The sequence below is a fragment of the Flavobacterium sp. 2755 genome, from assembly GCF_031455715.1.
In the GTDB taxonomy this organism is placed as follows: Bacteria; Bacteroidota; Bacteroidia; order Flavobacteriales; family Flavobacteriaceae; genus Flavobacterium.
In genome coordinates this window covers 696020-722464 of the sequence record NZ_JAVDTG010000002.1, presented here as the reverse complement: position 1 = coordinate 722464, position 26445 = coordinate 696020, and the positions used below count along the sequence as shown (strand labels likewise).

General features: G+C 34.3%; 15 protein-coding genes. 5 read left to right on the top strand and 10 right to left on the bottom strand.

What is annotated here, in order from left to right; translation table 11 throughout:
• Window positions 1-12: 12 nt before the first annotated feature.
• The 8 genes from J2Y38_RS06840 to J2Y38_RS06805 form a co-directional block, all read right to left on the bottom strand.
• Entirely contained in the window at window positions 13-1095 is a 1083-nt protein-coding gene (locus J2Y38_RS06840; RefSeq protein WP_309840836.1) for a glycoside hydrolase family 16 protein, read from the bottom strand.
• A 6-nt stretch (window positions 1096-1101) separates the two neighbouring features.
• Window positions 1102-2859, bottom strand: coding sequence for a cellulase family glycosylhydrolase (locus J2Y38_RS06835; protein WP_309840834.1), 1758 nt, complete (start codon window positions 2857-2859; stop codon window positions 1102-1104).
• A 29-nt stretch (window positions 2860-2888) separates the two neighbouring features.
• On the bottom strand, window positions 2889-4361 hold the full coding sequence (locus J2Y38_RS06830; RefSeq protein WP_309840832.1) for a glycoside hydrolase family 30 beta sandwich domain-containing protein: 1473 nt from the start codon (window positions 4359-4361) through the stop codon (window positions 2889-2891).
• 27 nt (window positions 4362-4388) lie between these two features.
• Window positions 4389-5858 (bottom strand): glycoside hydrolase family 30 protein, encoded by a 1470-nt coding sequence (locus J2Y38_RS06825; protein WP_309840936.1) that lies wholly within the window; start codon window positions 5856-5858, stop codon window positions 4389-4391.
• A 91-nt stretch (window positions 5859-5949) separates the two neighbouring features.
• The gene (locus tag J2Y38_RS06820) at window positions 5950-7404 is read right to left on the bottom strand and encodes a glycoside hydrolase family 30 protein (RefSeq protein WP_309840830.1); all 1455 of its coding nucleotides are present in this window, start codon (window positions 7402-7404) and stop codon (window positions 5950-5952) included.
• A gap of 133 nt (window positions 7405-7537) precedes the next feature.
• Window positions 7538-8416 (bottom strand): hypothetical protein, encoded by an 879-nt coding sequence (locus tag J2Y38_RS06815; protein WP_309840828.1) that lies wholly within the window; start codon window positions 8414-8416, stop codon window positions 7538-7540.
• Window positions 8417-8448: 32 nt separating this feature from the next.
• Window positions 8449-9966 carry a RagB/SusD family nutrient uptake outer membrane protein gene (locus tag J2Y38_RS06810; protein WP_309840826.1) on the bottom strand — a complete coding sequence of 506 codons (1518 nt, stop codon included), beginning with the start codon at window positions 9964-9966 and terminating at the stop codon, window positions 8449-8451.
• 13 nt (window positions 9967-9979) lie between these two features.
• Window positions 9980-13090: a TonB-dependent receptor gene (locus tag J2Y38_RS06805; RefSeq protein ID WP_309840824.1), complete on the bottom strand. Its 3111-nt coding sequence runs from the start codon at window positions 13088-13090 to the stop codon at window positions 9980-9982.
• 345 nt (window positions 13091-13435) lie between these two features.
• Between J2Y38_RS06805 and J2Y38_RS06800 the strand changes: the two genes are divergently transcribed.
• Window positions 13436-16306, top strand: coding sequence for a triple tyrosine motif-containing protein (locus J2Y38_RS06800; protein ID WP_309840822.1), 2871 nt, complete (start codon window positions 13436-13438; stop codon window positions 16304-16306).
• 35 nt (window positions 16307-16341) lie between these two features.
• On the opposite strand, the gene murF is transcribed toward J2Y38_RS06800, so the two are convergent.
• Window positions 16342-17628, bottom strand: a complete 1287-nt coding sequence (gene murF, locus J2Y38_RS06795; RefSeq protein WP_309840820.1) for a UDP-N-acetylmuramoyl-tripeptide--D-alanyl-D-alanine ligase — start codon at window positions 17626-17628, stop codon at window positions 16342-16344.
• Between the two features lie 118 nt (window positions 17629-17746).
• On the bottom strand, window positions 17747-19432 hold the full coding sequence (gldJ, locus tag J2Y38_RS06790) for a gliding motility lipoprotein GldJ (RefSeq protein ID WP_053472572.1): 1686 nt from the start codon (window positions 19430-19432) through the stop codon (window positions 17747-17749).
• Between the two features lie 213 nt (window positions 19433-19645).
• On the opposite strand from gldJ, the gene porU reads away from it, so the two are divergent.
• From porU to pdhA, 4 genes are all read left to right on the top strand, one after another.
• Window positions 19646-23482: a type IX secretion system sortase PorU gene (porU, locus tag J2Y38_RS06785; protein WP_309840819.1), complete on the top strand. Its 3837-nt coding sequence runs from the start codon at window positions 19646-19648 to the stop codon at window positions 23480-23482.
• Window positions 23483-23523: 41 nt separating this feature from the next.
• Complete coding sequence (porV, locus tag J2Y38_RS06780; RefSeq protein WP_309840817.1) at window positions 23524-24729, top strand: type IX secretion system outer membrane channel protein PorV; 1206 nt, start codon at window positions 23524-23526, stop codon at window positions 24727-24729.
• Window positions 24730-24805: 76 nt separating this feature from the next.
• Window positions 24806-25288: a cytidine deaminase gene (gene cdd / locus J2Y38_RS06775; RefSeq protein ID WP_309840816.1), complete on the top strand. Its 483-nt coding sequence runs from the start codon at window positions 24806-24808 to the stop codon at window positions 25286-25288.
• 157 nt (window positions 25289-25445) lie between these two features.
• Window positions 25446-26444: a pyruvate dehydrogenase (acetyl-transferring) E1 component subunit alpha gene (gene pdhA, locus J2Y38_RS06770; RefSeq protein ID WP_053472631.1), complete on the top strand. Its 999-nt coding sequence runs from the start codon at window positions 25446-25448 to the stop codon at window positions 26442-26444.
• The last annotated feature ends 1 nt before the right edge of the window (window position 26445 follow it).

Sequence of the window (26445 nt, the reverse complement as noted above, 5' to 3'; positions counted from 1 at the left end):
TTAAAACTTATGTTAATTATATACTCTCACATAATCAACTTCGAAAGTTGCGCTTGTAAAATTTGGATCAACTGTTCCTCCAAAATTTCCTCCCATTGCTAAATTTAAAATCAGGAAAAAATTAGCGTTAAATGGTGTTGAAGCAGAATTTGCATAGGTATAAAACAAATTATCATCTACATAAAACTTAATGCTTTCGGCACTCCACTCTGCGGCGTAAATATGGAATTCTGTCGCTGAATTTGGAACTGTTGTCGTTTTAGTATCAGGCGTGTTTCCTGAACGTCCAGGCGAGTGCAATGAAGAGTGGTTCACGTTTGGATTATTTCCAACTGATTCCAGAATATCAACTTCACCACAAGCAGGCCAAGGCGCAGTATCGATATTATCTCCTAACATCCAGAATGCCGGCCATGTTCCGCCGCCAACTGGTAATTTTGCACGAACTTCGGCTCTGCCATATTTAAATGAAAATTTCCCTTTTGTAAGCATTCTTGTTGATGTATAATGACTTCCCATATACTCTTCTTTAATAGCTTTAATTTTTAGGGTACCATTTGAAATAATTACATTTTCAGGACGGGTTGTGTAATATTCTAATTCGTTATTTCCCCAACCGTCTCCTGTTCCGGTATTGTAACCCCATTTTGATGAATTTGGAGCACCATCAACATCAAATTCATCTGCCCAAAGTATTTTTCTGGCAACATATACATTTACTGAAGAATTAGAACTGATAAACTGTCCAGAACCATTGTAAGCTGAAACAATTATGGAATAAGCCTTTGTTCCCGAAGTTGTGAATGTATATGCAAGTTCTCCGTTTGTAATTTCTTTAAGCTGATTGTCTATTAAAACTTTATACGAAACTGCATTCGCAGCATTAATTTTCAAGTTCACTTTCCCGCTTCCGTCTCCATTAGGATTTGCTGCAGTTTTACCCACAACTTCAACCTGAATCGTAAGGTTTGAAGGAGCAGGATTATCTGAACCTCCATCTGAGCTATCGTTACTGCTGCTGCAAGATTGAAATATCAGAAGTAAAATAGCGGTTAGAAAACCTGCTTTGTTCATTATATTTTTAAATTTTTTCATTTGCTTTTATTTTTTAGAAACACTTTTTTTTCCATCCAAAAAATCCAGATAATTCAAGTTGAATCCTCCTTTTTCAAAAACTACTTTTATTTTATTTTCACCTGCGTTTAATTCTACATCAGACAAAATAACGGTTTTCCATTTTTCATTTCCACCAGTTACAGGCAATGTTATGGTTTTTGATTTTGTACCATTTGCTGTTTCTAAATGAAGCTGCCCTTCCATATTTTCGCTTGAATAACGTATGGCAACATTGTATTTATTTTGCTTTTTAACTTCAGCAGTAAATTGTAACCATTCTCCATCTTCAATAAATGAAACCTGGTAACCATTTGATCCGGGATCTTTACATGGCAGGATATCAACACCATCATTACGCATTGTATTTCCTTTATTCCACTGATCAAAATTTCCTGTTGCCACTCTGTAATTGATAAAATCTTTATCAGAATAAGCAAACCCGTTTGTTCCTAAATCATATTCCGTTGCAATGATTTTGCCGGGAATTGTGTGTGTTTTATACGGTTTTGTGTCGTTTGTCTGCACTTGTCTGAACATGGCATCGATTACATCTGGCTTAACGGTTACGTTTTCCATTTTGTAGTTATCTGCCATTTTCATTAATGCTTTTTTCGAAAATTCTGCTGATGGTTTTTGACCGCCGTCTCTCCAGTATTTTAGTAAAACATCGTATTCCGGAATTTTGGTTACGGAAGTTACACCTGCAATATTTTCGATTTTTTTCATTGGCCAAAAAGCCCATCCAATATTATTGGTTTCCACCAATGTCAAGGCATCTTTAAACCAAACGTTTGAATTTTCGCCACTTTCTCCTAACCAGATAGGAACATTATATTGGGTTCTGTAATCCAGCATTTTCTGGATAGATTCTTTGTCGTTGTAGTTCCAGTATTTGTGGAAACTCAGCGCCATGTTTTCATCCCATAAAGGGAAAACTCCGTTGTAATTATTTCCCCAGCAATTTCCTTCGATAATTACTAAGTGGTTGGTGTCGACTTCGCGAATTGCTTTTGTAACGGCAACCATTAAATCTCTTAAAGGTCCGTTTGAGTTTTCGTCGCAGCCATTTTTATTTGATCCGGTAAAATTCCAGTTTGGTTCGTTGATAATATCATAAGCTCCAAGCCACTGACTGTCTCTATATCTAGAAGCCAGTTTTTTCCATAAAGCAATCATTTTTTTCTGATTGGCTTCACTTTGCCATAATGATGGTTTTGTGGTATCGTAATCAGAAATTGCGGCATCATTTCCTTGTCCGCCCGGTGCAGCATGTAAATCTAAAATCAAGTAAATTTTATTTGCTTCACACCATTTCAATAAATTATCTGTCATGGTGAAACCTTCCTCTATCCAGGTGATTTCTCCATTTTTCTCTTTCTCAATTGGCGGAGTGTATAAATTGTAATGCATTGGAAGACGGATCGAATTGAAACCCCATTTTGCGAGAGAATCGATATCACGTTTTGTTATTCCGTTTGCTTTGTAAGCCGCATAAAATTCCTTTGTTCCCTGATCTCCAATAACTTCTTCAATTTTTTGTTTGATTTGGTATTGCGGACTTGCAAAAGGCTGTGTTTGTAACATATAACCTTCCTGAACCATCCATCCACCAAGGCCTAAGCCTCTTAGAATAACGTTCTTTCCGTTTCCGTCAACAATTTTTTGTCCGTCTCTATGCAGAAATCCTTGTCCAAAAATTGTAACAGAAAACAAAAGTTGTAATGCTATTATTGCTTTTTTCATTTGAAAATCAATTTTACTTTGCCTTTAATTTATTTCCAAGTGTAAGTTCCAACAGCTCCTGCTTCAAGAGAAGTTGTGATCCATTTATCATTGAATTTAACATTGAAAATTTCACTTACTGATGAATCATTTACTACCACTAAAACTTTTGATCCAGATGGCGTTATAAAGGCAACGTTTTGTAAACTTCCGCTTGAGTTACTAGCAATTCTAATAGATCCTGAAGGAACAAATTTAGATGCATGTGCAATAATGTAATAAGCAACATTTCGTTGAACGTTTTCGCTTGAAGTTACGGTCAACGCACCTTTACACATTGAACAGCCGCCGTTTGTATGAGGTTGGAAAGCCCCATCATTGGCTAAATTCCATTCTAATGCATTTTTACTGTAATTTCTCATAGAGCCAATAACTACATTTCGAACGTGCCATTTTAAATCTCCTGCAAAATCTCCTGCTGAAGATGTCCATTGTTCTGTGAAATACACATTTTTTGTTGGATAAGAGTTGTAAACATTACTTAATGCACTGATATCTCCGGCATATAAATGGAATGCTGATCCGTCTACGAAAGGAAAAGCATCGGCATCCGCCAAAATTGCTTTTGGATAATTTGGGTTATCACAGTTATGATCGTAAGCAATAATTTTCACACTAAGATTTGCTGCTTTAAAAGCCGGCCCTAAATTGTTTTTAATAAAGTTAGCTTGCTCTGCTGCAGACATATACATACTTGGGTTATTTCCGTCATGTAAAGGTTCGTTTTGCGGTGTTATTGCATCAATTGTAATTCCTTCTGCTTTCATTTGCTGAATGTATTTTACAAAGTATTTAGCGTAAACATCATAATATTGTGTTTGCAATTTTCCTCCAATAAAGCTGTCTTTATCTTTCATCCAAAGCGGTGCTGACCAAGGTGATCCTAAAATTAAAATCTTTGGGTTAATCGCTAAAATTTCTTTTAAAAGCGCAATTACTCCTGCTTTGTCTTTGTCCAAACTAAATTTTGCTAAAGTCAAATCAGTTTCACCTGCCGCAACATCATCATATGTAAATGGCGTTGCATTTAAGTCAGATGCTCCAATACTGATTCTTAAATAACTAATTCCTATTGAATTAGCTCCAGTACCAAATAATTCTTGTAAAAGTGCGCTTTTCTTAGCCGCAGTTAACTGATTAATTACTTCAGCACTTCCGCCGGTTAATGTGTATCCAAAACCATCAACCGTTTGATATTTTTGTGCTGCATTAACTTCAATATTATTATATGAATTTGGTGTTGTACCAAATCCTAATGTTCCACTTTGTTTTGCTAATAATACGCTTTGATCTCCTTTTGTCAGCCAAAAATCAACATCGTTTGTTACAACTACTGGCGGGTTTACTACAGGTGGATTTACCACAGGGTCAACTGCATCGTTTGATGTAGAACATTTTACCTGAGAAAATACGGCCATTGAAAAGAACAGTATTTTTATAGTGTTTTTAAAATTTAGTTTCATTTTTGATAGTTTTTTAGTGCAGCAACATTAGTATACAATTGTCTGTATTGCATGTGCCGGAATAGTTATAGTGTTTTGTGAATTTTGGTTTAATATGGTGTAAACAATCTCATTATCTGATTGGTTCATGACTATGGTTACTATTTTGTCATCAGAGTTTTTAAAAGAGGTGCTTATTAGTTTTTTATCGCTTATTGTCTGGATTATTCTTTTTGCATTTGGGCGAATAAATTTTGAAAGATGCCCAATGTAATAATACATGGGAGTGTAAATTAATTCATCTTTTGTCGTATCCGCATGAATTGGTGAAAAACAGAAATTTCCAACATGATTTGGACCTCCGTTTTGATCCAGAAGAATATTCCAGTCTGTCCAGCCTACGGTTCCGTTATTGAAATCGTTGATCATGTTAAGTCCGTATCGTTCTGCATTTCCCCAAAACTGAAATCTTGAAGCATCAAATTTTTCGATACAGCCTTCTGTAAAAAGTAAATTTTTATTTGGAAAAGCCTGGTGTACCTCTCCCACTGATTCAAATTTAGGTGTACCGCCGTTCCATGTTTCGTACCAATGAAATCCAATTCCCCATGCATATTTTGAAACTGCAGGATCTGAGAAAACAAGGTTGGCTCTTTTGGTTAACATATCTCCGCGATTGTGATCCCAGATTATTACGTTTTTAGAATTTAATCCTTCTTTCTCTAAAGTTGGACCAAGAAAGTTTTTCAGGAAATCTCTTTCTGCTTCTGGAGTATAGATACAAGATTCCCATCTTTGTTTTGCCATTGGCTCATTTTGAATGGTTAATCCCCAAACAGGAATTCCTTCTTTTTCGTAAGCTCTTATAAATTTAACATAATAATTTGCCCATGATTGTGCAAACTCTGGCAACAAAACGCCGCCGTGCAAAATATCATTATTGTCTTTCATGAAAGCTGGGGGACTCCATGGACTAACAAATAACGTTAATTTCCCGCCGGCAGTTTCGATTGCGCTTTTTATTAATGGAATTCTATATTTTCGATCATGATCAATGCTGAAGGTTTTTAAATCTTTATCCCCTTCGGCAACATAGGTATAACTGTCACTGCTAAAATCGCAGCTATGAATATTTGTTCTGGCTAAAGTATATCCTATTCCTTTATTTTTATCGTAATAAGCGGTTAGGAATTCTTGTTGTTTTTTTGGAGATAGTTTGGCAAATACTTCAGCACTTGCGTCTGTAATTGCGCCTCCAATTCCTAAGAAAGTCTGATCTGTTTTATCGGCATCTAAAGAAATTGATACCGTTGATTTTGTTTGTTGTGTAGCAGAATTTGAAATTAAATTATCTGATAATGATAATCTCAAATTGGTATTTTCGGCTGTAGTATAAACCGTGATTTTGTTATTGTTTTTGGATGCAGAAACAGCTGATCCGTTTGCAGTTTTTGATGTTGAACAACTTACTTGCAAAATTATTATTAAAACTAATAAGATTCTATTGATGGTTTTCATTGTTACTTCAAAAAGCATTTTATTTCAAGTTAAAAATTGAGGGCTGAGTTGGATGATTCAAACCAGCCCTCTTCTGTTAACTCAAAAAATATTAATAAACAAGCGTTTGTATAGCATGCGCAGGAATTTTAACTACTGATTTTTCTGCTGCTATTATCAAATTATATGTAATTTCTTTATCTGTTTTGTTCATTACAATTGTTGCCATTGTACCATCTGTATTTAAGAATGATGTACTTAACAAACCGCTTCTGCTTACTGCAGAACTAACTCTTTTTGCATTTAATCGAATGAATTTTGAAAAATGCCCTATGTAATAATAAGATGGTGTGTAAATTAACTCACCTGTTGTTGTGTCTGCGTGTATTGGTGCAAAACAAAAATTTCCAACATGATTAGGTCCACCGTTTTGATCTAAAAGAATGTTCCAGTCTGTCCAACCAACTGTTCCGTTATTGAAATCGTTAATCATAGAAATTCCGTAACGTTCTCCATTACCCCAAAACTGATATTTTGCAGCATCGAATTTCTCAACACATCCTTCTGTAAACAAAAGCTTTTTGTCTGGATATGCTTCATTTACTTTTGCCACGTTGTCAAACATTGAATCTCCTCCTGACCAGTTTTCATACCAGTGAAAACCCATTCCCCAAACATATTTTGCTGCTTCTGGATCAGAGTAAATTACGTTTGCTCTGTAATTCATTAGGTCACGATTGTGATCCCAAACGATAATTTTTTTATCTCCAAGTTTTTCTTTTTTCAAAGTTGGCCCAAGGAAGTTTTTAATGAAATCTCTTTCAGCTTCTGCTGTGTAAATGCAAGATTCCCAAGTTTGAACAGCCATTGGCTCGTTTTGAGTTGAAGTTCCCCAAATTGGAATTCCTTCTTTCTCATACTCTTTTATAAACTTAACATAAAAGTTTGCCCAGGTTTGATAATATTCTGGTAATAATGTTCCTCCTTTTAGTACGTTTCCGTTGCTTTTCATAAAAGCATTTGGAGACCAAGGTGCAACATAAGTCAATAATTTTCCTCCTGCAGTCTGGATTGCCTGTTTGATTAACGGAATACGAAATTGTCTATCGTGATCAATAGTAAACGTTTTTAAATCTTTATCTCCTTCTGCGATATAAGAATAGCTTCCACTGCTAAAATCAGAACTTTGGATCGTGGTTCTTAGCAAAGAATAGCCAATTCCTTTTTGTTTATCGTAATAAGCATTTAAGAATTCTGTTTGTTTTTCTTTTGAAAGTTTAGCAAAAATTTCGGCACTCGCATCAGTAATGGCACCTCCAATTCCCATAAAGGTTTGAAACTTTTTAGACGGTTCTACAAAAACAGAGATCTCCGTTTCAAGAGGTTGTTTTGAAGCTGAAAAAGTCAAATTATCTGTTGATGTTAATCTCAATTTTGAATTTTCGGCAGTAGTATAAACCGTTATCTTTTTCCCGTTGGTTGTAAATTCTTTCTTTGCTTTTGTCTGCTGCGCAAGAGCGGTGACTGTAAACAAAAAGCACAGAAACTTTAAAGTATTTTTTTTCATTCTTTTCTTTGATTTTTTAATTCTAAAAGAAGTTTTCAGAAACTCGTTCTCTGATTGCTTAGGATTTAAAAATAGCCCATACTCATAATGATTATGGGCTATTTACAACCAAACTTAAACTTAACTTAAACTTTTATTTTCCTCTTAATTCAATCTTAGTAACGGTAATTCCATCTTTTGTAAATGTGTTACCTCCAGATCTAATTAAAAGATATATTTTTCCAGTTTCAGAGAATTTAACTACATTAGAAACTGTTGCAGTTGCATCATTTTTAACACAACCTACTGTAGATAATTTACCTGAGAATGATGCTTTAGCACAACCGTCCCATGTACTTAATCCCATTACTTTATTGTCTTTATACTCAACACCAGATTTAGGAACTGATTTTCCAGCATAAACTTCAAACCAAGTTTCATCAGAACCGCTTGGACAAGAAACTAACATATCAATTGTGTATTCTTTATCTTTTACTACATCAATTGCCTGATAAATTCCTTCTTGAGCCCATCCTCCAGGAGAATGAATAGTTGCACTTTTATTAGCATAAGACCAAAAAGCAGCACCAGTAGCGCTTAAGTTCAAAACTGACCATTTTGCCTGATCTGCTGCAGTTTCAAAAGAACCTCCCTGAACTAAGTTACCTTTTGCCGGGTCAGTTGTTGCTACTACAATTTGTGAAGTTGCTTTTCCTGTTGCTCCTCCTGCTCCAATAGCAGTATGAGTAATTGTATAGGTTCCGGCATCTGGCAAAACAATTGTTTCATTCATTTTTCCAGAATAGTCTCCGTCTCCAGTATTCCATTTTGATCCGATAACACCTTTAGTTTGTGCACTTAAAAGGTAAGTATTTACAGCCCCTGCAACCGGAGTTACAGTAAATGAAGCATCTACATTTGTAGCTGTTAAACCATTACCGGCTCCATTGTCATCATCACAGCTTGTTAGTGTTCCTAATGCTATTGCAAGCATTAGGAAAGCACCTCTTTTAAAATTTATATTTAGGTTCATGTCTTTTTGATTTTGGTTAGATAGTTAATTTCTTAATTGTAGTTAGGATTCTGTTTCAATTTAGTACCTGCTAACTCATTAAAAGGTATTGGAAAGATCTCATCAGTTCCTGCATCAAAACCTCTATCAGATAAAGCAGCAGCAGCATCACCCCAACGTACTAAATCAAAGAATCTATGACCTTCACCTGCAAGCTCCATTCTTCTTTCATTTTTAATAGCTTGCAAAGTAACAGGTACAGATGGCATTCCTGATCTAGCTCTAACTGCATCTAATAAAGCTTGCGCTCTTGCTCCTGTTCCTCCTAATGCTTCAGCCTCTAGTAAGTAAGTATCAGCAAGTCTAATAACATAAGAATTTTGTTTGTAGTTTAACTCTGCACTTCCCCCACCAGTACGAACGTCTGATTGTCTTGGAAGAAATTTATTTAAGAAATAACCTGTATCTGCATTACCAGGAATATAATCTGCCTGACCTGCAGCTTTAAGTGCTTTCATATCAAAAATTGTAGCAGCAAACCTTTGAGGATCATTTTTCATGAAATCATATAATTTCTGAGTTGGAACACTAAAACTCCATCCTGCTGGTAAATCTGGTGCTGAAGAATTAGCTGGTCTTGAATAACCTCTAATTCCAACCATAACGTTTAATGAGTTTCCTTCGTCTCTTCCAGAACCCCAGAAAGTCCAATCTGAGTTACCTGCAGAACTATGAGATACCTCAATAAGAGATTCTGCATTGAATTTGTTTGATGTTACCCATAAATCACTAAATTTTGTAAGCAATTTATTTCCATATTGATTTGTTGCACCTGGAGTACCATTAACTTCAGCTAAAATAGCTGCAGCTTCAGGTTTTTTTCCATCATATAAGTAAACTTTACCTAGTAACGCCTGTGCTGCACCTTTTGTCAAACGTCCAGCGTCTGTTCCAACAGCAACTGTTGGAGGTAAAGCAGGAATAGCTTCAATTAAATCCTTTTCAATTTGAGCATAAATTTCAGTTGGAGCTACTTGTTCAGGAGTAAAAATATCAGCTGTATTTAATGGCTGTAAAATCAATGGAATGTTTTTGAACATTCTAACTAAGTTGAAATAGTATAATGCACGTAACGCTTTAGCCTCTGCAGCAAATCTATTTTTAACTGTCTGATCCATTGAAGCACCTGGTAATTTTGAGATTAACATGTTTGCTCTATAAATACCTTGATAATGATCATTCCAAAAACTTCCAGGAATACTTATAGAAGTAAGTGAATGTGAAGAAAAATTTTGAATTCCATTACCATCGGTAGCAGAACCTCCTCCTGCAAAGAAATCATCTGAACCAGCATTCAGCATCGCTACCATGTTTTCAAAACCTCCGGTATTTTTTCTAAGCGGATCATAAACCCCAACTAGTGCAGCAAAAGTTTGTTCTTGATTAGAATAATATGTATTTGAATCAAATTTCCCTTGCGGGTCAGTACTCACAAAATCTTCAGAGCAAGATCCTGCAAAAGCGGCCAATGCAACGGCTGCATATATATATTTTAGATTTAATTTTTTCATGATTCTTTATTTATTAAAATTGTAAGTTCGCTCCAAACATGATAGTTCTTGCTTGTGGATAAACTCCTTTATCGATACCAAATACCTGACCTCCAATTTCTGGATCATAACCTGTATATTTAGTAAATGTGATTAAATTCTCTCCTGTAAGATAAAAACGAATCTTATCTGCACCAACTTTAGATGTTAGTGATACTGGTAAAGTATAACCTAATTGAACGATTTTTAAACGTAGATAGTCTCCTTTTTCCAAGTAAAAATCAGACATGTTACCAAAGTTTTTGTTTGGATCGTTATTTGTTAATCTAGGATAATCATTTGATGTTCCTTCTCCTGTCCAACGATCTAAAGCTCTAGTTTGGTAGTTTGCATTTAAGATATCCAACCTTCTTAGTCCTTGGAAAATTTTACTTCCTCCTGCTCCTTGAGCAAATGCCATAAAATCAAAGTTTTTGTAATCTAAATTAATAGTAAAACCGTATGTATATTTAGGGATGTTTGTTCCTAAAAATTGCTTATCATTATCATTAATAGTTCCGTTACCATCTGTATCTACCCAACGGAAATCTCCTGGTTTTGCATTTGGCTGAATTAAACCACCCGCAGCATTTTTATAGGCTGCAACTTCAGCTTCAGTTTGAAAGATGCCAGCTGTTTTGTATCCATAAAATTCATTGAATGAATGCCCAACCTGAGTTCTTGTAACTTGTCCCATCGATTGGAAACTAGCATCTCCGCCAATCCAGTTTGAAGTTGAGTTCAAATAAGTAACCTCATTTTTCAAAGTAGCAAAATTTGCATTAACTCCTAAGTTAAAATCACCTAATTTTTTCTTGTATCCTAGTTCTACTTCAAAACCAGTATTGTTCATATCTGCGATATTCGCAGAAGGATTGTCTACAACTCCTACATAACCAGGAATTACAACATCTCTTAAAATTCCGTTAGTTACTTTTTTGAAATAATCTAAGGTAACTGTAAAATCATTAAATACTCTTGCATCTATACCGATAGTAGTTTGAGAAGTTTCCTCCCAGCTTAAGTCAGGATTTGGTAATGTTGAGTTACCGTAACCTGTAGTAATATTTCCTGAATTTCCGAAAGAATAATTATATCCTCCAACTACTAAAGCTCTGTATTTAAAGTCATCGATGTTATCATTTCCAACAACTCCATATCCACCACGAATTTTTAATGTATTAACAATATCATTTTCTTTCCAGAAGTCTTCTTTAGAAACAACCCACCCTAATGAGAATGATGGGAAAACTCCAAATTTCTTATTTTCTCCAAATCTTGTAGATCCGTCACGACGAACGATACCTGTAAGTAGGTACTTTTCTTTATAGTCATAGTTCAAACGGAAAAATAACGATGCTAATTTGTGTTCTGTTTTATCACTTGCTCTGGTATTCATATCCGTTTGTGGGATATTAAAGTTCCAAGAAGCGTCTCTGTAGCTTGTGATAGGTAAACCATACCATGTTGTACCAAATGTTTTTCCAATATTTTCAACATAAGCACCTTGTCCTGCTAAAACATTAATAGAGTGATCTCCAAATTTGTTATTATAAGTAAGGATGTTTTCAATATTCCAAGCAAATGATTTCTCATTATTTTGGTTGTAATTGTTTCTATTAGCATTAACGTTCGCGCTTAAGTAGTATACTGGTGTAAATCCAGTATCTCCCCAATATGCTAATTTGCCACCAAGTGTAGATCTAACCTTTAAGTGGCTTGTAATGTTAGCTTCCAAATAAGCATTACCAACGAAATCGTCAGACCAGCTGTATCCACCTAATCTTGTTTGAATATATCCTAATGGATTAGACATTTCCTGACCTACAACACTAGAAATTCCGTAAGGGTTTCCGTTTGCATCGCGTATAACCGGGTTAGTAGAATAAGGAGCAGCATTAGCAGCAACTGGATCAGTTACTACTAAAGGAGTAGTTGGATCAAGGTTGATAGCTGAACTTAAAGGCCCGCCAAATTCACTATTTGTATTTCCAATTCCTACTGATTTTTGTCTGGTGTATCCAAAAGTTTGTCCAAAAGTAAAGTAATCAGAAATTTTATGAGTAGAGTTCAAACGGAAATTTTTCTTGTTATAATTCGAAATATCCGTAGCAACGATACCTTGCTGGTCTTGAATACCAAACGAAGCATAGAAAGTAGATTTTTCACTACCACCGCTTATACTCAATTCGTGAGTATATCTAAATGCCTGATTATTAAAAATTGCATCTTGCCAATCAGTACCTTTACCTAAAGCTGAAGGGTTTGGATATTTTATCGCACCACCATCTGCTACAGATTTTTCATTCATTATCGTAGCATATTGTGTTGCATTTAGCAAATCTAATTTTTTAGCTGGAGCTGATATACCTGCAAATCCATTATAATTTACAGAAATTTTACCCGATTTTCCTTTTTTAGTAGTTACTAAAATTACCCCTGTTGCAGCACGTGTTCCATAAATTGCCGCAGAAGCTGCGTCTTTAAGAACCTCTATAGACTCAATATCAGATTGGTTTATAAAACCAATTGCTCCTGCATCTACAGCAATTCCATCAATAACCCATAACGGATCATTTCCTCCTTCTCTAAAGGTAGTAATACCTCTAACACGAACTTTTGAAGCAGCTCCAGGTTGTCCGGAAGTCGCCGCTACAGCTACACCCGCAACACGACCTTGTAATGATTGTTCAACACGGCCATTTGGAACTTTCTCTAAATCTGCAGCTTTTACACTTGAAATTGCACCTGTAACTACTGCTTTCTTTTGAGTACCGTAACCAACTACTACAACCTCATTTAATGATTGTGATTCTGGTTTTAATTGAATTGTAATTTTTGTTCTTCCGTTTACAGCTTCAGTAACTGTAGTGTATCCTATAAAAGTAACTGTCAAAACTCCGTTTGAAGGTACTTGTAGTTGGAATTTCCCATCAAAATCTGATGCGGTCGACTTTGTTGTACCTTTTAGGACAACTGTTGCGCCCGGAACCGGCATTCCACTTTCATCGTTTATCATTCCATTTACTGTGACATCCTGAGCCACAGCTATAACCGAGAATAATAAAGACGAAACACAAAAAATAAGTAATTTTGTTAATTTCATTTTTCTAAAAATTTTGGTTAATTAATTAGTAATTTGATGCAATAATAATGTTATTTTTTTACTATCAACATTTAAATTTCATTACAAAAACACATCAAACTAAAATTTTATACATTACAAAAACACATCATTTTTTTTATAAATACCTAATATAGTGATATTTAAAAACAAAAAATAAGATGTTATGAAAATGTTAATTGAAAAAATAAACACTACAATTATATAAGATTGCTTATTTTTATGAACGAAATGCTTTTCTACAACGTGGTAGTAGAGAAAGATAAATCATAAATACCTATAAATAAACAACTTACAATCTAAAAAACAAATTAAATCGAATAATTAATGAAATTAACAATATCATATTTTTATATTACTTTTTTTACATTATTCACAATGGCTATTTTTGGGCAGGTAAAAAACATCGGATTGCCTGATGTAAGAAATTACAAGCGTAATGAATATAAAGGAGGAACCCAAAACTGGAATATTGATCAAGATAAGAACGGAAATTTATATTTTGCTAACAATAATGGTCTTTTACAGTTTGATGGCTCTTCATGGAAAAAATATCCATTACCAAATTTAACTTCAGTACGATGCTTAAAAATTGACAACTCAGGAAAGATATATGTGGGAGGTTATAATGAATTTGGATATTTTCAGCCAGATAATAAAGGAAAACTTAAATACACATCTCTTTCTAAAAAAGTTGACAAGAATAAAATCAAGATCATTGACTTTATATGGAAAATTCATTCTATAGATAATCAAACTGTTTTTCAATCTTTTGCCAGGGCATATATCTTTAAAAAAGGAAAATTATCAATATTAAAAGCCCCTAGACGTTTTCAATTCTCTTTTGTAGTCAATAACAGGCTTTACTTTCAAGATGAAGAAAAAGGAATCCTAGAATATAAAAACGGAAAGCTTTATCCCCTGCCAAATACTACCAGCTTAAATAACACAGAGATTTGGGCGATGTATTCTATAGGCAAAAACAAAATTTTAATTATTACATTAGAAAGAGGTTTATTTATTTACGAAAATAACATCTTAACACAATGGAATACTGAAGCTAATAACTTTGTAAAACGAAACAATTCTCTTGGAGGTGTTCTCATAAACAATAAATTTATTGTTTTAAATTCTGTTTTGGATGGAATTGCCATTTGTGATTTTGACGGCAAAATCATCCAGCATATTAATAGAAAAAAAGGACTGCAAAACAACACGGTTTTAACTTCATTTATTGACAACAAAAATAATCTTTGGCTTGGACTGGATAATGGTATCACTTTCGTTAACGAAAGTTCTCCTTTTACGTATTTTGGATTTAGTTACGATATCAGTACCGTTTACGCATCCGTTGTTCATCAGGGTAATTTATATGTTGCAACCAATCAGGGTGTTTTTTATCATGCCTGGAACAATAGCTTCAAGGAAGATGTTTTTAAACTTGTCGAAGGAACTACTGCTCAATCATGGAATGTACAAGTTATCGACGATGAATTAATTTGTGCCAACAACAGAGGGGCACTAATAATTAAAGGAGGAAGAGTTACCAATATTATAGATTCAAAAGGATATTTTGGATTTAAGAAAATCCCAAGTCATCCCGGTTTTTATATTGGATCAAATTATGACGGATTTGCCATTTTTCAAAAAACAGCAAACGGGCTTTCATTTAAAAATCAAGTCGCAGGATTTGATAAATCATCGAATAGTTTTGAGCTCGATCAATCTTATTTATGGCTTAAAAAAGATGAATCTATCTATAAAATGTCTTTGAGTGAGGATTTAACTAGATTTTCAAGCATCAAAAAAATTGATCACTTAACACCTCAGTTTAAAAATATAGGAAGTATTCAAAAAATTGACGGTAAAATATACTTTCAAACCAATAATCATTTTTATAAATATTCTTCCGAACAGGAAATATTTTATGAAGACAAAAAAATAACCGGTCTTTTTAAAAATATTCCGGTTATAAATGCATTAAGTGAAGATTCACAATCCAATCTTTGGTATGCCTATGATGAGTCTTTAGGGGTTTTAATGAAACAAAACAATGGTTATAAAAATATCGTTGCACCATTTTCTAACCTAACCGGTAACTTGGTTACTAATTATCTTTCGGTAAATACGATTGATTCTAAAAATATCTTTATCGGACTAACAGATGGTCTGGCACATTACGATTCTGAACTTTTAAACAATTTTGTAACGAAACCAAAGGCATTCGTTCGCAGCTTTTCATTCCCAGGCGATACAATAATTCTTGGAAACAATCAAAACAAGAGCGAAAACATCCGAATTCCTTATTCGTCTAATCATGTTCGTTTTACTTTTTCGTCTCCTACCTACGAGAACCTTGAAAACGTGCAGTTTTCTTATCAATTAGAGCCTTTTGATGAAAAGTGGAGTAACTGGTCAACAATTTCAATTAAGGAGTATACAAACCTTCGTGAAGGCGATTATGTAATGAATGTGAAAGTGAGAAACAGTTACGGGGTTCAATCTGAACCGTCAACAATTTCATTTACCGTTTCTCCACCTTGGTACAGACACTTCTTGGCTTTTATGTTTTATTTCATCGTCTTAATAATTGCTATTTATGTAATTTCTAGTCGAATTAAAATGAAAATTAGAAAGAATAAATATTATGAAACTATTGAGCAGCGAAGACTTTATCTTGAAAAAGAATCCAGAATTAGGCAGGAACAATATGATCTTGAAAAAGAAATCGAAAAATTAAAAAACGACAAGCTGCAAATTAAGATTTTAGCAAAAGACAAGGAATTAGTCAACAACTCTTTACAAGTAGTAAAAAAGAATAAAATACTAAACGGAATTATTCACAAACTAAAAGAAATTGATGTCGAGGCGCTGGACGACTCTACTAAGTTTCAAGTCAGTAAACTAAACAAGAGTATTGTAAAAGAGGTAAATACGGACAAAAGCTGGAAAGATTTAGAAAAACACATCAAGAACGTTCACTTTGAGTTTTTAAAACGTTTAAAGGAAAAATATCCAACAATTTCTCCTCGTGAACTCGATTTATCGACTTATTTATTAATGAATATGTCTACCAAAGAAATAGCCGAAATTATGAATATTTCAACCGGAGGGGTAGAATTAGCCCGTTATCGTTTGAGAAAGAAACTCGGATTAAATAAAAAGGAAAACCTTATTGGTTTTTTAATGAGCATCTAAACAAAAAGGCCTTCTTTAACAGAAGGCCTTTTTGTTTACGAAATATATTCTAAAGTTCTCTCGAGAGCCATCCCTCTCGATCCTTTTATCAAGATAGTATTATTTTTAAATTGAATACTTTTTAGATAATCTGCGAAAGCATCAAAAGTTTCAAAAAATTGAATCGTATCGCTTGAAATTTTATTTTCAAAGAATGATTTTCCAATCAGATAACAAAGTGACTCTTTTTGATTTACTAAAGAATCCACAATCAGTTTATGTTCCTGCGGACTTTCTTCTCCTAGCTCAAACATATCACCTAGAATCATAATTTTATTATCATTCGCTAATTGCAGGAAATTTGCAATTGCAACTGCCATACTACTTGGGTTTGCATTATAAGCATCCAAAATAATTTGATTAGAACCTTTGTTCAGTAATTGAGATCTGTTATTTTCTGGAATATAATTTTCTATTCCATGTTTTATCGCAGTGTCATCAACTTTAAAATATTTTCCAATTGCGGCAGCGGCATTAATGTTATTAGCATTATAAAGCCCAATTAAATGTGACTCAACCGTAAAATCATTATAGTCAATCACTACAAAAGGATTAGCCTTTATGTCTTTAATTTTTAGATCTGCATTTTCTTTATTTATTCCGAAAGTGAAGGATTTTATGCCCTTTGATTTTTCAATTTGAATAGCATCTTCAAGATTAACAAAAGCAATTTTATTATTTTTTGCCAGGTATTGATACATTTCGCTTTTTCCTTCAATAACACCCTGAACACCTCCAAAACCTTCTAAATGAGCTTTCCCAAAATTAGTTATATAACCAAAATCAGGTTGGGCGATTTCACACAAAAATTCGATTTCTTTTTTGTGATTTGCTCCCATTTCGACAATTCCAATCTCTGTTTCTTTTGTAAATGAAAGCAGCGTTAAAGGAACTCCAATATGGTTGTTTAAATTTCCAATAGTAGCTTTGGTTTTAAATTTTTGAGACAAAACAACATTTATTAATTCTTTTGTTGTCGTTTTTCCATTACTTCCCGTAAGCGCAATAATTGGCAGTTTTAAATAGTTACGATGAAATTTTGCAAGTTCCTGAAGCGTTTCTAAGCTATTATTTACCAAGATCGTTCTCTCGTCAATAAAATAAGATTCGTTGTCAATAATAACATATAAAGCACCTAAATCAAGCGCTTGCTTAGCAAAAGTATTTGCATCAAAATTTTCGCCTTTTATAGCAAAAAACATAGAATCTTTTTCAATTTTTCGAGTATCAATTGAAAGAGACCTGCATTTTAAAAACAAGTTATGAATTTCCTGAATATTCATTTATAAAATTTTTATAGACCATAAAAATAGAAAAAAGCAATAAAAAAATTCCAAATTCCTTACTGAAATATTCAGCTTTTGGAATTTGGAATTTTTTTTAAATTGAAATTTCTAAATCTTAGTTTCTTGGTGATTTTCTTCTTTCAGTTTTAGCACCTACTCTAGACATTGCACATCTAAATCCAATGTAATCAGTTGCCATATCCTGAGGGAAGTATCTTCTTTGAGCTGGATCTAACCAATAAGCTCTATCTCTCCAAGATCCCCCTTTGTAAACTCTTACTTTATCATCGATTAAAGTAGTACGTTTACTAGAGTTATCATATTTTCTAATCATTTTACCTAAACTATCAACTGTAACATTATGTTTAGGAGAGTTGTACATTGCCTGATCAGCTTTAGGTCCAGACTCAGAATCTCCAAAGTCAAAGAATCTTGAAGATTGTTTATCTCCATCTCTATAGTTGATGTTATCGCTTGTACTGAAATTTTGTCTTAAGTAAGTTTCTTGTTCGTCAACCGGAACCTGAGCAATTTCCCCAGGAAGGTTTCTTGCAATCACTTTACCATTACTTAAAGTATCGTATTTAATTGAAGTAGTCGAAACGATTTCAATTTTACCATCTTTACCAATTTTGTTTTTAGCATATTGATTTCCTCTGTAGTAGTTAAAATCATTTGCTTCATTATCAATAATAGGTCTGTAAACATCGGCAACCCATTCTGCTACGTTTCCTGCCATATCGTATAATCCGAAATCATTTGCAGCATAGCTTTTTACCTTATTTGTAATATCAGCACCATCATCAGACCAACCAGCAATTCCACCGTAATCACCGTTTCCTTGTTTAAAGTTAGCCAATTGATCACCTTTGTTTTTACGTTTTGCTGAACGAGTATAATCTCCAGACCAAGGATATTTCTTTTGTCCTTTGTAGATGTTATATTCTCTTTGTCCAACATCAGCAGCAGCAGCATATTCCCATTCTGCTTCAGTAGGAAGTCTGTATTCTGGTAAAATTACACCAGAAGAACGTTGTGCATAAACATTATGCTCTTCAGGTACAACACCATCTTTTCCTGCTTTTGGTCTTTTTCCAGCTGGATTTTTCTTTAAAACTAACTCTTCGTTTCCACCATAAGTAGTAGTTGGAGAAGCTAAGTAAGTTTCTGTATTAAATAAGCTTTCTGCACTAACATCTTGTGTTTTAGCTCCTTTTTTAAGATATCCGTTTTTTTCTAAAACAGCCTCGTTTACACGGTCTGTTCTCCATTTACTAAATTCAACAGCCTGAATCCAGTTAACACCAACTACAGGATAGTCAGCATAAGAAGGATGTCTTAAATAGTTATTAGTCATCGTTTCGTTGTAACCTAAACGATTTCTCCAAACTAAAGTATCTGGCGATGCTCCTTCGTAAATATTTTTGTAATTTTCTTCTGTTGGAGGAAAAACTTTTTTCAACCACTCAAGGTATTCTAAGTACATACCATTCGTAACTTCAGTTTCATCCATATAGAATGATTGAACGTGCTGTTGAGTTGGTGTGTTATTCCAATCGTGCATAACATCATCCTGTACTTTACCCATAGTAAACGTACCTCCTTCAACAAAAACTAAACCAGGTCCAGCTTGTTGTTTTTTCCCAGCATTTCTAGCAGCTGTTCCATTCTGACTATCTACATCCCAGCCAGTTGCTCTAGAAGCGTGACTCGAACTCGATTTTTTGCTACAACTAGCCGTGCCCAACATCAATACCATTGACATCATTAATTGCAAGACTACAATTTTGTTTACTTTCATACTCATTCTTAGGTGATAAATTTAGGTGCTGCAATATAATAATTAACATTTAATTAGCAACATCTGTTCTAATAATTTTATTTAGCTGTTTTTTACCAGAAAATAACCTATAGTTACGAACGCAAAAATATACTTTTTATTATTTACTGTAACATGAAATACTATATTTTTACTTACTAATTTTATTTTAATTAAATTTCGGTTTTTAAGCTAATGAAACAAGCCATAATCCTATACATTTTTCTACTCCCTATCTTATCATTTTCCCAGATAAATGGGAGCTTAACGCTCGATTGGCAGAGTAAAAAAGAGATGAATTACGGCGATAGTAAAATTATTATTCCTTACTTTTCCGGAAACGCTTTTCGCTTCGACATTACAAAAAAAAGCATAACATTACTGCTTAATCTCAATCAGGCAAACGTCGCAAACAATAGTTCTGTAGAAATCACAAATATAAATTTTGAATCCATTTCGAGAACTGATTTAGGAGATTTAGCTCTGGAAAACATTCCGAATAAGATAACCGAAACGATAAAAATCACTAATTCAAGAGATACAAAACAGGCATTTTTATCTCTCTATCCTATTATAAAAGACGGAAGTAGCTATAAAAGAATTAGATCATTTTCTTACAATATAAATAATTCTTCATCAAAAAGCAGCAATTCATCTGTATTTCAAAAAGCAGCGGTTATTTCAAATTCTGTTTTAGCTTCTGGAGACTGGTATCGATTTTATGTAGAAAAATCCGGAGTTTATAGAATCACAAAAACATTTCTGCAAAGTCTGGGCTTCGATCCAAGCAAAACTGATCCAAGAAGGATTAAAATTTACGGAAATGGCGGAAGAATGGTTCCATTAGCCAACAACTCTTATTATCCGGAAGATTTAACCGAAAATGCCATTCAAATTATTGGTGAAGGCGATGGTACTTTTAACAATGAAGATTATATCTTATTTTATGCCGAAGGTGTAGAAAAATGGAATGATGAAAGCCAGACTAATTTAAACTTATACAGTAATAGGTCTTATTATTATGTTACCACATCAGGAAATGACGGAAAAAGAATTCCAAACCTAACTCAGCCAACGGCAAACAGCACTCTGGAACTGAACACGTTTGATGACTATCAATATCACGAAGTTGACCAAACCAACATCGTTCATCTAGGGCGTCAATGGCTGGGAGAATCATTCGATATTAATCAGGAACAGGAATTTACTTTTAATTTCCCAAATCTGGACACGACTACACCAGTAAAAATTGAATTAAACGCAGCTTCTGCCGCTTTTACCCCAACTTCATTTGTTGTTGCTGCAAATGGACAGAACATCGCAACACTAAATTTTGCAAGTCTAACAGCCAGTTCAGAAATTAAGTATTTAACCAACAAACTTCCCGCAAACACGACATTTACAGGTACCGAAAGTGTAAAAATAAAACTTACCTATAATAATAACGGTGTACCAGGCTCAAAAGGATATTTAGATTACATTAATCTAATTGCCAAAAGAAGACTTTTAGGAATAGGCAAACAATTTAAATTTCAATACAATTTAGCAGGTTCAACCGCGGGAATTGTAAATTATACTATAGGAAATGCTTCGGGAATTTCTCAAATTTGGGATATTACAGACCTATATAATGTATCAAAAGTTGAAAATGCAAATCAAGCCTCTTTTAGTTTTAAAGCCAATCTGGGTGAAATTAGAAATTACATAGCTATTGATCCTGCTGATTATTATACTCCTTTAAAAGAAAGCCAGTCAAAAATTGCCAATCAAAATTTAAAAGGAACACTCTTAAAAAATAATCAAAACAGTTTTCAGGATATTGATTACGCCATTATAACTCCAAGATCTTTAGCTTCTCAAGCCGAGAGACTGGCCAATTTCCACAGAACCAATTCCAATTTAATTGTAAAAGTTATTTCATTAGAAGATATCTATCAGGAATTTTCATCAGGAAAACAAGACATTGCAGCAATTAGAAATTGCATACGTTATATATATGACAATGCATCATCTACAGATAAAAGAATAAAATATGCAAACTTATTTGGTGATGCCTCTTATGATTATAAAGACCGAATTTCCAACAACACTAATATTGTACCTATATATCAATCCTTAAGCAGCAATACAACCGGTGAAGCCTCTTTTGCATCTGATGACTTTTTCGGACTTATGGATGCTAATGAAGGAATTGTCGCTTATCCTTTTGGAGGAATCGACATTGCAGTTGGCCGAATGTTAGTTTCAGATAATGCGCAAGCACAGGAAATGGTTAATAAAGTTTTAGAATATCACGATACAAAATCATACGGAAACTGGAGAAATAATTTTGTTTTAATAAGCGATGATGCTGACCAAAGTTCTGACGCTTCATTACAATCACGCCAAAATAGTTTAGCTGATTTAATTGCTGTTGAAAAACCATTTTTAAATATTGACAAGATACTTTTAGATTCTTATACACAAGAAGCTTCTGCTGGCGGATCAAGATATCCAAAAGCAAGAACTGATATTTTTAATGCTTTTGAAAAAGGCGCATTAGTCTTTAATTATTTAGGTCATGGAGGTGAAGACGGATTAGCAGGTGAAAGAATCTGGGAAAAATCAGACGGGCAAAATCTGAACAATCAATATAAATATCCGTTATTTATAACCATTACCTGCGAATTTTCCCGATTTGATGACCCTACCCGACCAACTGCCGGCGAATATACTTTTTGGAATCCAAAGGGCGGTGCAATTTCTATGCTGACAACAATTCGAACTATCGGACAGTTTAATGCCGAAAATTTCAATGATAGTTTAAGCAAAAACCTGCTTTCATACGGTTCAAACCAATACAATAGCATTGCAGAATCGCTTCGAATTTCAAAAAACGAAAACCCAAGTTCTTCGAGTAATGTTGTTGTATATATAGGAGATCCGGCTTTGATGTTAGCAATTCCAAAACCGCGAATTAATTTAACGAAAGTAAACGATATTGTGATTTCTCAACCAATTCCTGACTTTAAATCTTTATCAAAAATTAAAATTTCGGGAGAAATTACAGATGAAAACAATGTTCTTTTAAGCAATTATAACGGAGAACTTGCCACAGCTATTTTCGATAAAATGATTACGGCCTCGACCTTAAATAATGATGGATATAGCCCTGCAATGTCATTTAAAACTCTTGGAGAAACCATATTTAGAGGGAATGCCTCTGTAACCAACGGCCAGTTTGAGTTTAGCTTTGTTGTACCAAGAGATATTCGTATTCCTGTTGATAATGGCCGAATTAGTTTTTATTCTAAAAAAAGCCAAGCACTTGAGAATCAATCGGGCTATAATAATGTGATAAAAATAGGGGGAATAAATGAAAATGCACCTCAGGACAATATAAGTCCAAAAGTTAAGTTATATATGAACGATGAAACTTTTGTATCTGGCGGAATTACAAATGCATCGCCCTTTCTTTTAGCGTTTTTAGAAGATGAAAATGGTATAAACACAGCTAGCGGAATTGGGCATGATATTATAGCAGTTCTGGATGGAGACGTAAGTAATCCGTATATTTTGAATGATTATTATCAAACAAAATTAGATGATTATACGAATGGAAATTTACGTTTTCCGTTACGAAATTTATCTGCCGGATTGCATACCATTAGTTTTACCGCATGGGATGTTTATAACAATCCCGTAACAAGCGAAATACAATTTGTTGTGGTTGGTGACGAAGAATTAAAATTGACACATGTGCTCAATTATCCTAATCCTTTTTCAACATACACACAATTTTGGTTTTCACATAATAGACCGTATGAGCCTTTAGATGTTCAGGTTCAGGTTATGACGATTACAGGCAAAGTGGTTTGGACAAAAAACCAAATCATTACAACTGAAGGCTTTTTATCAAGGGAAATAACATGGGATGGGAAAGATGATTTTGGCGACCGAATTGGAAAAGGAGTTTACATTTACAAACTGACTGTAAAATCGAACTTAACAAATAAAAAAGCAGAAAAATACGAAAAACTTGTCATTCTATAATATTATATATATTTGTAACATAAATACCATTAGTCCCAAAAATGAGAAAAATATCACTTTTATTAATTTGTTTATTAGTAATTTCTTTCGCCAAAGCCCAAAACATTGAACCCATTACAACCGGAGTTCCCTTTTTATTAGTCGCAGCCGATGCAAGAGCAGCCGGTTTAGCAGATCAGGGAGTTGCCACTTCTTCAGATGTTTTTTCACAACAATGGAATCCTGCAAAATATGCTTTCGCAGAAGATGCACAAGGACTTTCAATAAGTTACACTCCGTATTTAACGGATCTTGCCAACGATATTTCGCTGGGTCAATTAACCTATTACAACAAAATCAACGACAAAAGTGCTTTTGGAGCAAGTTTTCGTTATTTTGGTTTTGGAGGAATTGAACTAAGAGAAACCGGAGATCCAAATGAAGCTACCCGAGAAGTAAGCCCTAATGAATTTGCATTAGACGGATCCTACTCTCTAAAATTGAGCGAGACTTTCTCGATGGCAGTTGCGGGTAGATATATCAGATCAAATTTAAAAATCCCTTCTGGTGAAGTTGATGCTTCAGCTGCAAGTTCATTTGCTGTAGATGTAGCTGGTTTTTATCAATCAGAAGAAATTGCATACAGCGATTTTAACGGAAGATGGAGAGCAGGTTTCAACGTTCAAAACTTAGGACCAAAAATTAGCTACGACAATGACGATTTAAGTTCAAACTTTTTACCCGCTAATTTAAGATTAGGAGGAGGTTTTGATTTTATTTTAGATGATTATAATAAAGTTAGCGTTAGTGCTGAATTTACTAAATTATTAGTTCCAACTCCACCGGGACCAGGAACACCTTTTGATTCAAACGGAGACGGAGATTTCACAGATCCTGATGATATTTCTCAAACCGAAGCAAACGCAATTAGCTACAACAAATACAAAGATACTGGCTGGGTTGAAGGAATTTTCAAATCATTTGGAGATGCTCCGGGAGGTTTTAGCGAAGAAGTTAAAGAAATAACATATAGCGCAGCAGCAGAATATATGTATCAGGATTCGTTTGCAATGCGATTAGGTTATTATCACGAAAGCCCTGAAAAAGGTGCAAGACAATTCTTCTCTTTAGGAGCAGGTTTTAAATACAATATTATAAAAGTTGATGTTTCGTACTTATTTTCGGCATCAAAAGTTAAAAATCCTTTAGAAAACACACTTCGTTTCTCTTTAACTTTTAACTTTGGCGACAAATACGAAGTTTATTAAACAAACGATATAAAAAACAATTACAATCCAAATTTCTAAATTTTTAGGAATTTGGATTTTTTTTCCCATAAAAACAATGAAAGAAATTAGCATTACATCGTCATTTACAATTTACGATAACATCAATGAGCTTTCGCAGGACATACAAGATTTAATGAATCAGGCCATCGAAATTCGTAAAAAAGCGTACGCTCCTTATTCAAAATTTAGAGTTGGAGCAGCCTTACTTCTTGATAATGGTAAAGTAATTTTAGGATCTAATCAGGAAAACGCCGCATATCCGTCAGGATTATGCGCAGAAAGAACCGCAATTTTTTATGCCGGAAGCGCATATCCCGAAGCTAAAATTTTAAAAATGGCAATTACTGCCGCTTCAGATACAAATCAAACTCAGACCCCAATTCCGCCGTGCGGTTCTTGCCGTCAGTCGATTGCAGAATATGAAATCAAGCAGGACACCCCTATAGAAATTTATTTTATGGGCGAAATTGGCGAAGTTTACAAATCGGCATCCCTAAAAAATCTGCTCCCTTTTATGTTTGATAAAAAGTTCTTGTAAAAAAAAGCCAAAAAAGACCTTTTAAATTTTAGTTCTTAAACGGAATGTCTTATTTTTGCATCCCGACCTTTCGGGCGCAAATTTGTGGGAGGAAACTATTTTGCGTTACAGGCAACAATTGATAACACAAACAACTTTAGCAAAAGAAAGAATTCAGATGAAAGAAGTTACAAAAGAGGTATATTTAAAGTGGTACGAAGACATGCTGCTTTGGAGAAAGTTTGAAGACAAACTTGCAGCATTATACATTCAACAAAAAGTTAGAGGTTTTTTACACCTATATAATGGTCAGGAAGCTGTACTAGCGGGCGCTCTGCACGCTATGGACCTGACTAAAGACAAAATGATTACTGCATACAGAAATCACGTTCAGCCAATTGGTATGGGAGTTGATCCTAGAAACGTAATGGCAGAACTTTTAGGAAAAGTTACAGGAACTTCTAAAGGCATGGGAGGTTCAATGCACATCTTTTCTAAAGAACACCGTTTTTACGGAGGTCACGGAATCGTTGGGGGTCAAATTCCTGTTGGTGCAGGTTTAGCTTTCGCTGATAAGTATTTCAATACTGGCGGAGTTACTATGACTTACTTTGGTGACGGAGCTGCGAGACAAGGTTCTTTACACGAAGCTTTTAACATGGCTATGTTATGGAAATTACCAGTTGTATTTATCGTTGAAAACAACGGTTATGCAATGGGAACTTCTGTAGAAAGAACTGCAAACCACACTGATATCTGGAAATTAGGTTTAGGTTATGAAATGCCTTGCGGACCTGTTGATGGAATGAACCCTGTAAAAGTTGCCGAAGCAATGCACGAAGCTATCGAAAGAGCACGTCGCGGAGACGGACCAACTTTCCTTGAAATGAAAACGTACCGTTACAGAGGACACTCAATGTCTGATGCACAATTATACCGTTCTAAAGAAGAGGTTGAAGAGTACAAAAAAATTGACCCGATTACACAAGTTCTTGATGTAATTTTGGATCAAAAATATGCTACAGAAGAAGAAATTGAAGTAATTGACCAAAGAGTGAAAGACTTGGTTGAGGAATGTCAGAAATTTGCTGAAGAATCTCCATATCCAGACCTACAACAATTATACGATGTAGTATACGCACAAGAAGACTATCCATTTACACCTCATAAACTATAAC